Source organism: Duganella sp. CT11-25 (assembly GCF_047302815.1).
GTDB lineage: Bacteria > Pseudomonadota > Gammaproteobacteria > Burkholderiales > Burkholderiaceae_D > Rugamonas.
Genome location: NZ_JBKBFD010000001.1, coordinates 4,843,239 through 4,856,045, shown reverse-complemented (window position 1 = coordinate 4,856,045; position 12,807 = coordinate 4,843,239). Strand labels below are relative to the sequence as shown.

Below are 12,807 nucleotides of genomic sequence, written 5' to 3'. Positions count from 1 at the left end.
TCGGCCATATCGATGTGCGCAACTTACGCCCGGTAGATGACGCCCATATGACCGTCCCATATCTTTTGTGTGACAATCACGGGTATGAACCCATCCGCCGCCAAGAGCTACCTGCCCTGGGTAGTCGCCACCGCGCTCTTCATGGAGCAGCTGGACTCCACGATCGTCAACACGGCGATCCCCGCGATGGCGGCCAGCCTGCATGTCACGCCGCTCAGTTTGAAAGCCGTGGTCACCAGCTACATCCTCAGCCTCGCCGTCGCGATCCCGGTCAGCGGCTGGATGGCGGACCGCTTCGGCACGCGGCGCGTGTTCATGAGCGCCATCGCGATCTTCACCTTCGCCTCCGTGCTGTGCGGCCTGTCGGTCAACTCGCCGATGCTGGTCGCCTCGCGGCTGCTGCAGGGCGTCGGCGCGGCGATGATGATGCCGGTCGGACGCCTGACCATCATCCGCACCTTCCCCAGGAACGAACTGCTGGCGGCGATGAACTTCGTCATCATCCCCGCCCTGATCGGCCCCCTGCTCGGCCCCACGGTCGGCGGCCTGATCGTGCACTGGCTGTCGTGGCGCGAGATCTTCTTCGTCAACGTGCCGGTGGGGCTGGCGGCGATGTTCCTGGCCCACCGCTACATGCCGGACTATCGCGGCGACAGCGTCCGGCCGCTGGACCTGATCGGCCTCGTATTGTTCGGCACCGGCATCGCGCTGCTGTCATGGCTGCTGGAGGTATTCGGCGAACACAAACTCGACGTGACCTCGGCCTCGGTGCTGCTGCTGATCTCCTGCTGCCTGCTGGCCGCCTATGTATGGCATGCGAAGGAGGCGCCATTCCCCTTGCTGCGCCTGGCCTTGTTCAAAATCCGCACCTTCCGCGTGTCGGTCGCGGGCGGCTTCATCACGCGCATCGGCGTCGGCGGCCTGCCCTTCCTGCTGCCGCTGTTGTACCAGCTGGGTCTCGGCCTGCCGGCCTGGCAATCGGGCTTGCTGATGATGCCCGCCGCCGCCGCCGCGATGGGCATGAAGTTCATCTCGGTGCGGGTGCTGGCGCGCTTCGGCTACCGCCAGGTCCTGACCATCAACACGCTGCTGATCGGCCTGACCATCGGCCTGTACGCCTTCGTCGGGCAAGGCACGCCGATCTATGTGATCGTGATGATCGGATTGTGCCTGGGCTTCTTCAACTCGCTGCAGTTCTCCAGCATGAACAGCATCGCCTACGCCGACGTCGAGAACGCCGATTCCAGCATGGCCAGCACCATCGCCAGTTCGATGCAGCAGCTGTCAGCCAGCTTCGGCCTGGCCGCTGGCTCGCTGATCACCGGCTGGTTCCTCGGCGACCTGCCGCAGTCGGACCGCCTGGCGCTGACCTCGGCCCTGCACCATGCCTTCATCGCGCTGGCGATACTGACCCTGCTGTCGTCGCTGACTTTCTGGACCCTGCGCAAGGAAGACGGAGAATCGATCAGCAAAGGCAAGGCTAGCCCGCCTGTCGAACGATCAGACGGTTGACGTAACGGTCCAGCGCCAGCGGCCCGTCATAGGATTCCGGCGCATAGCGGTAGGCATAGCTGGGCAGCAGCGAATACTGGATCTGCAACATCAGCCGGGGCTGGCGCGACGGCGCCGTTCCCTTGTGGATGCCGGCGGTGTCGACCGCGAAGCAAAAGCCGCACTTGCCGATCGCCGTCAACAGCTTGTCCGCACCATAGGTGTCGGCAATTTCGCGGTCGCTATAAAACCGCAAGCGCACCGGTGCCCGCGTCAAATGACTGCCATGCAGGTACACATGCGGCCCGGCATGGTCGTCGACATCGGTCAGGTAGACCAGCACCTTCAGGTAGCGCCAATCTTCCGAGTCGCGGTGAAACGCCTGCAGGACGCTGCTCTCGCTCAGTTGTGGAAACGACCAGCGCAAGCCCAGCGCGGAAATCGTCGGCTTGCACGCCATGTAGCGCGCGGCCAGGCCCAGCAACGGTGGACTGTTGGCCAGCGCCAGGACATGCGGACAGGCGACCACGTCGCGCAAATGGTAATCGGCCACGCGCACGCCGTCGGGCGCCTGCGCCAGCCGGAAGCCTTTGCGCACGCGGTCGCGGTCGAACAGCGGCTTGTCGTCGAGAAAGGCGCGGATATCGCCGCACTGCCCGGGGTCGAGCAGGTTGCCCAGTGGAGCGTAGCCGGTCCGGCTCAGGTCCAGCAGGGAGGCGTCTTCGGCGGCGGTGGCGGCCCACAAGTCTTTTCCCGATCCCTGACGCAGCCGCAGCGCGCCGCTCAGCGCACGCACCACCAGCCGGCGCACCGACGGTTGGGTGACGATGCGCTGGCTGTAGTACAACAAGCTATGGAGGGGGGCAAAACGGCGGCCAGGTGTCAGCTGGGCATATTCCATCGGTAGTTCCTTCCAAGGTCATCCCTGAGAAGGTAGCAACCCGGCAGAACAACCGCCTTGACGTGCGCTAAACAATGCGGCGGCGGCGCATGATCGCCGCCACCAGGCCGAGGCCCGCAAACAACATCGCATAGGTGGCAGGCTCAGGTACTGCGGCCGCCACCGCGCTGACGGCGGTGTAGGTGCCGTCAAAGCTGTAGCGGGCCGACAGGCCGTCGATATGGGTGGAACCGAGCAGCAGCAGGAAGGCGGCGTCCGACGAATAATCGCCCAGCAGGCGGAAGGCGTAAGCGCCCGAGGCCGCTTCAGTGAACGACAGCGTCTTGCCGCCGACGATGGCGCCCAGCGCGCCGAAGGTCAGAGACGAGCCGCCCAGCAGCACCGAGGAATCGTCGGTCAGCGACAGGCTGGCGAAACCCTGGCCGTTGGCGCCGCCGGCGTTGGTCAGGCGCAGCGTGCCGCCGTTCAGCAGCAGCGCGCTGTCGGCGGACAAGCGGTTGGCGCCGTCCAGCGTCAGCACGCCGCCGCTCAGCTGCGTCGCGCCGGAGTAGCTGCTCACGCCGGACAGGGCCACGTCGCCGCTCGCGATCTCGACCTTGCTGAAGTTGGAAATCGAGCCGGCGTAGGCAAAGCTGTTGCCCGCGCCCGGATTGACCACCATGGTGTTCGCGCCGCCGCTGCCGCCGTTGATGCTGCCGGTGATGCTGCCGCCGGTGATGGTCAGGCTGTTGACGCCGCTGCCCATCTCGATCGCCTTGCCGCTGCTGGCGCCGTTGATGATGCCGGCGGTGACGATGACGGTATTGTCGGCGCCGGTCTTGATGGCGGCGTTGGCCGCGCCGCCGCCCTGGATGGTGGCGCCGGCGTTGTTATTGATGGTGACCTTGTAGCCGCTGGCTGCGCCGACGGTGACGATGGCCGAATCGCTCTGGCCGCGGATCAGGCCGCCGGCCTGGTTGGTGATGGTGGCGTTGGCGTACAAGCCTTCGCGCGTGCCGTTGCTCAGGTCGTTGCCGGCCAGCGTGATGCCACGTCCGACCGCGTTGTTGTTGCCGGCCTTGACCAGTCCCTCGATCGTGCCCGAGTTGACGATGGTGCCGCCGCCGACGCTGATGCCTTCGCTGTATGCCAGGCCGTCGGCCAGCGCGCTGTAGGCGTTGACCGAGCGGATGATGCCGGTATTGGTGATGTTGGCGATGCCGTCCACATCGAGGCCATCGCCGTCGCCGGTCACGCCCTCGCCGGAGATCGTGCCGTGGTTGACGATGGTGGCCGACTGCTTGCCATTGAAACCGTCCAGGTTGATGCCGGAACCGTTGATGCCGCGAATAATGCCGCCGGCATTGTTGGTCACGCTGATGGCAAAGTACGACGAGGCATCCAGCTGGCCGCCGGTGATGCCGTGACGGCCGCCTTCGATCAAGCCGGTGGCGCCGTTGACGATCTGCGCGCCGGAATTGTTTTGCGCGTCGATGGCGTCGCTGCTGTTGCCGGTGGTGGTGACGGACCGGATGGTGCCCAGGTTATTCACCACGCCGTTCACGCCGGTGCGCACGGCATCCGCCTCGGTGGCCTTCAGCACGCCGCCGGCGTAGTTGTTGACGATGTTCGCGCCCGAAGTGATCGCCGCGAAATCCACCGCCTGCGCGCCGCCCGCGCTGGCGTTCACGGAAATCAGCGAACCATAGTTGTTCAGCGTGACGCTGGCGCTAGCCTTGTTCATCTGGATCACGTCGGCGTCGGCCGCCTGCATCAGCGCGGTGGCGTTGACGGTGCTGCCATTGTTGATGACCAGGTTGCTCACGCCGGTATTGTCGCGGACCACGCGGCCGGTGCCGGTCTGCTTGATCGCGCCCAGGTTGTTCAGCGTCGCGCCATTGCCGGTGATCGTGACCGCCACCTTGTCGCCGCCGATGGTCAGCGTGCCGCCGCTGGCGACGGTGCCGGTCTGGCCGGCCGCCAGCGTTTGCACCTTGGTGTTGGCATCGCTGATCGTGCCCGGGAAATCCGCTGCGGAGGCCGCCATCGGCAGTGTTGCCGCGAGCAACAGGAATTGAATGGCGGAAGAAGATTTCGGCGAGGCGATCGGCATGGTTTGTCCCGTTTGTTATGTGAGCAAACTTTCAATATCTCATAAAATTATTACAAGCTTGTGACGCTGTTGCCTGGCTGTCGCGTGCCTGTGCGCGGCGCCGGGAAGCTGATAAGCTGCCGGGCACTTTGATCATCGGGGAGTCTTCATGCAGAAAATAGCGGCCGCCATCACGGCCATCAGCAGCGTGGTCATTGCCGCCGCCGCGTGCAGCATCGCGTTCGGCCACAAGGCGCCGGAACTGGACACGCCGTACCAGGCGGTGGCGCTGGCAAACGGCCAGATGTTTTACGGCCGCATGGAAGGGAGCGGCAGCGACTATGTGACACTGCGCGATGTGTTCTATATCCAGGGACGGCAGAATCCGGAGACCAAGGCAGTCACCAGCGTGCTGATCAAGCGCGGCGGCGAGGCGCACAACCCGGACCGCATGCAGATCAACCGCCAGCAGGTGCTGCTGATCGAACCGGTGAAGACCGATTCGCAGATCGCCAGGCTGATCGCCGAGCAGAACGCGACGACGCGCTAGTCGTCATTCCCGCGCAGGCGGGAATCCATGCCGCCGCTGCTTGCCTGCGGCGTATGGATCCCCGCCTGCGCGGGGACGACGGCTCAGAACGAAGTCAGCGCCTTGGTGAACTTGATCAGCCACAGGCGGCTAGGACGCTCAAGGTCCGTGCCGCGTGCGACGCGTATCGTGTTCCCCGCCGTGCAGCCCGCGCTGCTGCTGGTGATGATGGCGCCGCTCGCATCGATATTGCACTTGGTGACATCGGCATCCTCCACCGCCACGCCGGCGGCGGTATAGACCTTGGTCTTCAAGCCGAAGTCGTTGTCATTCGCCAGTGCCAGCGTATTGCCATCGACGATGGTCAGGCCCTCGGCCTTTTCCGCCAGCCAGCCGATCGCGTTCAGATCCAGCAGCAGGGTTTTCTTCAGCGTCGTCACCGACTTCCAATCGGCGCCGTTCACCGCCACGCCGCCCATGCTGCTTTTCTCCAGGTCGGAGGTGGTCACGTTGTAGGCGGCGCCGGCGATATCGGTCGCCGTGCCGATCTCCACCAGCATCAGCTTGTTGAACACCTTGCCGCCAGGCGCCGCGCCCTGCTCGATCACGATGAACTTGCCATTGCCCAGCGCGACCACATCGCCCAGCTTGGCGTTGCCGGTGCGGCCGTCCTGGTAGTCGGCGGCGTCCAACGGATACGCGTACATCTTGCCGGAGGTGCCGGTGCTGGGATCGAATTCCACCCAGCGTGTGAAGCGCGCAAAGCGTTCGACCGCCTCGCTCTTGCCGGTCACCGAATAATTCGCGTTACCGTCGGTCAGCGGGCTTTGCAGGAAGCCATGCAGCTTGTCGGTCGTGGTGTCCAGCGCCAGGCCTTCCATGCCGCGGTTGGCGCGGCGCTTCAGGAAGATGTCCGGCAGGCCGCTGCCCGGTGCGTACTTGTTCAGGATGATGCCGGTGGCCGGATCGATCTTGACGATGAACGGGCCGTATTCGTCGGACACCCACAGCACGTTGCGCTTCTTGTCGACCACGATGGCTTCGCTGTCGATGCCGCCGGCGTTGAAGGTCGCCTTGCTGGTGGCATCGTATTTCATCGTATCCATCACCGGCAACTCGGACGAATTGCCGACCGCGCCAGGCGCCACCGGCAGGCCGGACGCGTTGACCGTGGCCGAGACCTTGATCGGCGTCGACGCAGTCAGCACCGCGCCGTTCTTGCCGACCGTGATCACGCCGAAGGCCGGAGCAAAGCTCGGCGACGGGAAGATCTTGGCGCCGGTGACGCCGCTGCCGCTCAGCGCCGGCAGGTTCGGGCCGTCGCCGTTAGGGCCACGGTCGGTCAGGCCGTAGAACTCCAGGTCGCCGTTGGCGTTGGTGCCCTTGAAAGCGATCGACGAACCGTAGGATGGCAGGAAGCCCAGCGGGAAATCTTCCTTCACCTTGGCGTTCGTACCTTCGTATGGAATGTAGTAGCTGTTCGCCGCCTGCATCTGGTAGCGCGTCACGGTGACGGCGACGGCGCCCAGCGGCGTGGTCTGGCTGAAGGTCTCGTTGACCGGCGTGCCGACCTTGGAGGCCAGCGTATCTTCAAAGTGTTCACGCACCAGCGCGCGGCGGCTGTCGTCCACGGTGCGGGCGGCGTACTTGGCGCCGGCGGCGGCCAGGTTGCCGCTCATCGCGGTGTTGAAGGTGGCGGCGGCGGCGTTGAAGTCGGCGCTCTTGGCGGCCAACGCGGTTTTCACATCGGCGGTCAGCTTGATGCCGTTAGCCGGGTCGCTGTCGTCATCCAGCAGTTGCAGGGCAAGCAGGCGGTTGACCACTTTGGCATCCTTGACGTCGGTAACGCCGGCCAGCTGCAGCGGCGTGATGGTGGCGGCGCAAGCGGCGCTGCCCAGCGCAATGCCGCCGACGCTAAAGGTGACGGTGTCGCCAGCGTAGCATGTGAACTCGCCCTTGGCATTTGTGCTGGCCTTCGCGGCGGTGCCGGCGACATAGTCCAGATTCTCCACCGCGCCGTCCAGGAATACACCGGTCATCGGCGTCTTGGCGGCTTCGGCCGGCGCATTGTCGCTGCTGCCGCACCCGGCGAGAACCGAGAATACAGCCAGCGACACCAAGGAAAGTTTTTTCATGTTATCAAGTCCCCAATTAGAAATTGGGCAAGTCTAGCGACAACACGTTACATGCTTGTGACAGACGCAAAAAAGCCCCGACCGGATCACCGGAAGGGGCTTCTTTATATAACTAGCTTGACGATAACCTACTTTCACACTGGTTGCAGCACTATCATCGGCGCAGAGTTGTTTCACGGTCCTGTTCGGGATGGGAAGGGGTGGGACCAACTTGCTATGGTCATCAAGCTTTGACTTGTAAGAGCGGCGCGTGGCGCCATCTCGGAATCTGGAGAAGCAAGTAAATGGGTAATGAAGTTGTATCAACGAACGTTCCAACGTACTCCTCATTCTCTACACCCTGCTAAGGTTATAGGGACAAGCCGTACGGGCAATTAGTATCAGTTAGCTTAATGCATTACTGCACTTCCACACCTGACCTATCAACGTCCTGGTCTCGAACGACCCTTCAAAGAGCTCAAGGCTCTGGGAAATCTCATCTCAAGGCAAGTTTCCCGCTTAGATGCTTTCAGCGGTTATCTCTTCCAGACTTAGCTACCCGGCAATGCCACTGGCGTGACAACCGGTACACCAGAGGTCTGTCCACTCCGGTCCTCTCGTACTAGGAGCAGCCCCCTTCAAATTTCCAACGCCCACGGCAGATAGGGACCAAACTGTCTCACGACGTTTTAAACCCAGCTCACGTACCACTTTAAATGGCGAACAGCCATACCCTTGGGACCGGCTACAGCCCCAGGATGTGATGAGCCGACATCGAGGTGCCAAACTCCCCCGTCGATATGAACTCTTGGGAGGAATCAGCCTGTTATCCCCAGAGTACCTTTTATCCGTTGAGCGATGGCCCTTCCATACAGAACCACCGGATCACTATGTCCTACTTTCGTACCTGCTCGACTTGTCAGTCTCGCAGTTAAGCACGCTTATGCCATTGCACTATTAGCACGATGTCCGACCGTACCTAGCGTACCTTCGAACTCCTCCGTTACACTTTAGGAGGAGACCGCCCCAGTCAAACTGCCTACCATGCACTGTCCCCGACCCGGATAACGGGCCAAGGTTAGAACCTCAAATGAACCAGGGTGGTATTTCAAGGTTGGCTCCACGAGAACTGGCGTCCCCGCTTCAAAGCCTCCCACCTATCCTACACAGATTGATTCAAAGTCCAATGCAAAGCTACAGTAAAGGTTCATGGGGTCTTTCCGTCTAGCCGCGGGTAGATTGCATCATCACAAACACTTCAACTTCGCTGAGTCTCGGGAGGAGACAGTGTGGCCATCGTTACGCCATTCGTGCAGGTCGGAACTTACCCGACAAGGAATTTCGCTACCTTAGGACCGTTATAGTTACGGCCGCCGTTTACTGGGACTTCAATCAAGAGCTTGCACCCCATCATTTAATCTTCCAGCACCGGGCAGGCGTCACACCCTATACGTCCACTTTCGTGTTTGCAGAGTGCTGTGTTTTTATTAAACAGTCGCAGCCACCAGTTTATTGCAACCCGTTCACCCTTCTGGCGCAAGCCAGTCAAGCTACAAGGGCGTACCTTTTCCCGAAGTTACGGTACCAATTTGCCGAGTTCCTTCTCCCGAGTTCTCTCAAGCGCCTTAGAATACTCATCTCGCCCACCTGTGTCGGTTTGCGGTACGGTCTCGTATGACTGAAGCTTAGAGGCTTTTCTTGGAACCACTTCCGATTGCTTCAGCACCTAAGTGCCTCGTCCCAGTCCCTTGAATCCCGCGCCCGGATTTGCCTAAGCGCCTTCTATGAACCAGAAACTGCCTATTCCAACAGGCAGACAACCTTCCGCGATCCGTCCCCCCATCGCATCATACGACGGTGCAGGAATATTAACCTGCTTCCCATCAGCTACGCATCTCTGCCTCGCCTTAGGGGCCGACTCACCCTGCTCCGATGAACGTTGAACAGGAAACCTTGGGCTTACGGCGTGGGGGCTTTTCACCCCCATTATCGCTACTCATGTCAGCATTCGCACTTCTGATACCTCCAGCATCCTTTACAAGACACCTTCGCAGGCTTACAGAACGCTCTCCTACCATATGCTTACGCATATCCGCAGCTTCGGTGACTGGCTTAGCCCCGTTACATCTTCCGCGCAGGACGACTCGATCAGTGAGCTATTACGCTTTCTTTAAATGATGGCTGCTTCTAAGCCAACATCCTGACTGTTTTAGCCTTCCCACTTCGTTTTCCACTTAGCCAATCTTTGGGACCTTAGCTGGCGGTCTGGGTTGTTTCCCTCTTGACGCCGGACGTTAGCACCCGACGTCTGTCTCCCAAGCTCGCACTCATCGGTATTCGGAGTTTGCAATGGTTTGGTAAGTCGCGATGACCCCCTAGCCATAACAGTGCTCTACCCCCGATGGTGATACTTGAGGCACTACCTAAATAGTTTTCGGAGAGAACCAGCTATTTCCAAGTTTGTTTAGCCTTTCACCCCTACCCACAGCTCATCCCCTAATTTTTCAACATTAGTGGGTTCGGACCTCCAGTGCGTGTTACCGCACCTTCATCCTGGCCATGAGTAGATCACTTGGTTTCGGGTCTACACCCAGCGACTATCGCCCTGTTCGGACTCGATTTCTCTACGGCTTCCCTATATGGTTAACCTTGCCACTGAATGTAAGTCGCTGACCCATTATACAAAAGGTACGCAGTCACGGAACAAGTCCGCTCCTACTGTTTGTATGCACACGGTTTCAGGATCTATTTCACTCCCCTCCCGGGGTTCTTTTCGCCTTTCCCTCACGGTACTGGTTCACTATCGGTCGATTACGAGTATTTAGCCTTGGAGGATGGTCCCCCCATATTCAGACAGGATTTCTCGTGTCCCGCCCTACTTGTCGTACGCTTAGTTCCACACATCGCATTTCACATACGGGGCTATCACCCGCTATGGCTCCAATTTCCAGTGGATTCTGTTATGCGTCATGCTAAAACGTACAGGCTCTTCCCATTTCGCTCGCCACTACTTTGGGAATCTCGGTTGATTTATTTTCCTGCAGCTACTTAGATGTTTCAGTTCGCCGCGTTCGCTTTGCATGCCTATGTATTCAGCATGCAATGACCCAAAGGGCCGGGTTTCCCCATTCGGAAATCTGCGGATCAAAGCTTGTTTGCTAGCTCCCCGCAGCTTATCGCAAGCTACTACGTCCTTCATCGCCTGTAATCGCCAAGGCATCCACCATGTGCACTTATTCACTTGTCCCTATAACGTTAGCCCCTGCGACTAAACAAGGAGCGTTTATAGGAATAAGAAGTACTACGTTGTTGCGTTTGTTGATACATACAATCATTACCCATCGCACCACCTGTCGGTGTTGCGATCAATAAAAATTTACTTACTTCTTCCAGATTGTTAAAGAACGAGAACTGCTCTTACCTAAACCTGATCGGCTTACGTAAAAGCATTTGGTGGAGGATGACGGGATCGAACCGACGACCCCCTGCTTGCAAAGCAGGTGCTCTCCCAACTGAGCTAATCCCCCCAATGGGTACCACTGGTAGGGCTGGTTGGACTCGAACCAACGACCCCCGCGTTATCAACACGGTGCTCTAACCAGCTGAGCTACAGCCCCAATATTGCTGTTCTCTATCTATTGACAGTCGATAAGTGTGAACGCTTGATGAGCTGGTCATTGCTGACCGTGCCACTCTAGAAAGGAGGTGATCCAGCCGCACCTTCCGATACGGCTACCTTGTTACGACTTCACCCCAGTCACGAATCCTACCGTGGTAAGCGCCCTCCTTGCGGTTAAGCTACCTACTTCTGGTAAAACCCGCTCCCATGGTGTGACGGGCGGTGTGTACAAGACCCGGGAACGTATTCACCGCGACATGCTGATCCGCGATTACTAGCGATTCCAACTTCATGCAGTCGAGTTGCAGACTACAATCCGGACTACGATACACTTTCTGGGATTAGCTCCCCCTCGCGGGTTGGCGGCCCTCTGTATGTACCATTGTATGACGTGTGAAGCCCTACCCATAAGGGCCATGAGGACTTGACGTCATCCCCACCTTCCTCCGGTTTGTCACCGGCAGTCTCATTAGAGTGCCCTTTCGTAGCAACTAATGACAAGGGTTGCGCTCGTTGCGGGACTTAACCCAACATCTCACGACACGAGCTGACGACAGCCATGCAGCACCTGTGTAATGGTTCCCTTTCGGGCACTCCTCAATCTCTCAAGGATTCCATCCATGTCAAGGGTAGGTAAGGTTTTTCGCGTTGCATCGAATTAATCCACATCATCCACCGCTTGTGCGGGTCCCCGTCAATTCCTTTGAGTTTTAATCTTGCGACCGTACTCCCCAGGCGGTCTACTTCACGCGTTAGCTGCGTTACCAAGTCAATTAAGACCCGACAACTAGTAGACATCGTTTAGGGCGTGGACTACCAGGGTATCTAATCCTGTTTGCTCCCCACGCTTTCGTGCATGAGCGTCAGTTTTGACCCAGGGGGCTGCCTTCGCCATCGGTGTTCCTCCACATATCTACGCATTTCACTGCTACACGTGGAATTCTACCCCCCTCTGCCAAACTCTAGCCTTGCAGTCTCCATCGCCATTCCCAGGTTGAGCCCGGGGATTTCACGACAGACTTACAAAACCGCCTGCGCACGCTTTACGCCCAGTAATTCCGATTAACGCTTGCACCCTACGTATTACCGCGGCTGCTGGCACGTAGTTAGCCGGTGCTTATTCTTCAGGTACCGTCATTAGCAAGGGATATTAGCCCCCACCGTTTCTTCCCTGACAAAAGAGCTTTACAACCCGAAGGCCTTCTTCACTCACGCGGCATTGCTGGATCAGGCTTGCGCCCATTGTCCAAAATTCCCCACTGCTGCCTCCCGTAGGAGTCTGGACCGTGTCTCAGTTCCAGTGTGGCTGGTCGTCCTCTCAGACCAGCTACTGATCGATGCCTTGGTGGGCCTTTACCCCACCAACTAGCTAATCAGATATCGGCCGCTCCAGGAGCACAAGGCCTTGCGGTCCCCTGCTTTCATCCTTAGATCGTATGCGGTATTAGCGTAACTTTCGCTACGTTATCCCCCACTCCAGGGTACGTTCCGATATATTACTCACCCGTTCGCCACTCGCCGCCAGGTTGCCCCGCGCTGCCGTTCGACTTGCATGTGTAAGGCATGCCGCCAGCGTTCAATCTGAGCCAGGATCAAACTCTTCAGTTTAATCTCTGTTTATTTGACACTTTCGTGTCACCGTCTTTCGACGGGTCGCTCACTCAAAATACTGACAGGCCACTATTTTCATAGCGCCTATTTCATTACTTCTTGTGAACATTTGATATTTTAAGTATCGCGGAACCGAAGTTCCGCGTGCACTCTCATCAAACGTCCACACTTATCGACTGTTAATTTTTAAAGAACTTCAATTCGGTGTTGCCTGCTGAAGAAGCGTTGTGTTCATCAGCACAGAAGCGAGATTATGAAGTGTTTCGTTTATCTCGTCAACCCCTCGCTTTACTTCACATTTCGATGCGTTGTTCTGCGAGGGGCCGAACTATAGCAAACCCACTGACGAACACGCAAGAAGTTTTTAATTGTAGGTAAACTACATCAAACAAAACGGTAAACATTGACTTAAAAATACCACAAGCGTAGATTCTACCTACTCACCTTGCTATCCGAGTGACTATCAAGGTA

At 58.8% G+C, this 12,807-nt stretch carries 5 protein-coding genes, 2 tRNA genes and 3 rRNA genes; 2 read left to right on the top strand and 8 right to left on the bottom strand.

Annotation, left to right across the window (positions count from 1 at the left end):
- Positions 1-84 precede the first annotated feature (84 nt).
- A complete protein-coding gene (locus tag ACEN9F_RS20805; protein WP_413422898.1) occupies positions 85-1,512 on the top strand; it encodes a DHA2 family efflux MFS transporter permease subunit in 1,428 nt (475 codons plus the stop codon).
- Here ACEN9F_RS20805 and ACEN9F_RS20800 read toward each other — a convergent pair.
- Positions 1,481-2,392, bottom strand: a complete 912-nt coding sequence (locus tag ACEN9F_RS20800) for a phytanoyl-CoA dioxygenase family protein (protein ID WP_413422896.1) — start codon at positions 2,390-2,392, stop codon at positions 1,481-1,483. The genes ACEN9F_RS20805 and ACEN9F_RS20800 overlap by 32 nt on opposite strands.
- A gap of 67 nt (positions 2,393-2,459) precedes the next feature.
- Positions 2,460-4,484, bottom strand: a complete 2,025-nt coding sequence (locus tag ACEN9F_RS20795) for a PEP-CTERM sorting domain-containing protein (RefSeq protein WP_413422895.1) — start codon at positions 4,482-4,484, stop codon at positions 2,460-2,462.
- Between the two features lie 148 nt (positions 4,485-4,632).
- Here ACEN9F_RS20795 and ACEN9F_RS20790 point away from each other — a divergent pair, with 148 nt between their 5' ends.
- On the top strand, positions 4,633-5,013 hold the full coding sequence (locus ACEN9F_RS20790) for a hypothetical protein (RefSeq protein WP_413422893.1): 381 nt from the start codon (positions 4,633-4,635) through the stop codon (positions 5,011-5,013).
- 83 nt (positions 5,014-5,096) lie between these two features.
- Here ACEN9F_RS20790 and ACEN9F_RS20785 read toward each other — a convergent pair whose 3' ends face one another.
- From ACEN9F_RS20785 to ACEN9F_RS20760, 6 genes are all read right to left on the bottom strand, one after another.
- Positions 5,097-7,127, bottom strand: a complete 2,031-nt coding sequence (locus tag ACEN9F_RS20785; protein WP_413422891.1) for an esterase-like activity of phytase family protein — start codon at positions 7,125-7,127, stop codon at positions 5,097-5,099.
- 115 nt (positions 7,128-7,242) lie between these two features.
- Positions 7,243-7,355, bottom strand: a 5S ribosomal RNA gene (rrf, locus tag ACEN9F_RS20780).
- A 125-nt stretch (positions 7,356-7,480) separates the two neighbouring features.
- Positions 7,481-10,353: ribosomal RNA gene (locus ACEN9F_RS20775) — 23S ribosomal RNA — on the bottom strand.
- 204 nt (positions 10,354-10,557) lie between these two features.
- Positions 10,558-10,633, bottom strand: a tRNA-Ala gene (locus ACEN9F_RS20770).
- Between the two features lie 13 nt (positions 10,634-10,646).
- A tRNA-Ile gene (locus tag ACEN9F_RS20765) sits at positions 10,647-10,723 on the bottom strand.
- 81 nt (positions 10,724-10,804) lie between these two features.
- Positions 10,805-12,333 (bottom strand): 16S ribosomal RNA (locus tag ACEN9F_RS20760).
- Together the 16S, 23S and 5S rRNA genes with 2 tRNA genes alongside form the textbook arrangement of a ribosomal RNA operon.
- Positions 12,334-12,807 lie beyond the last annotated feature (474 nt).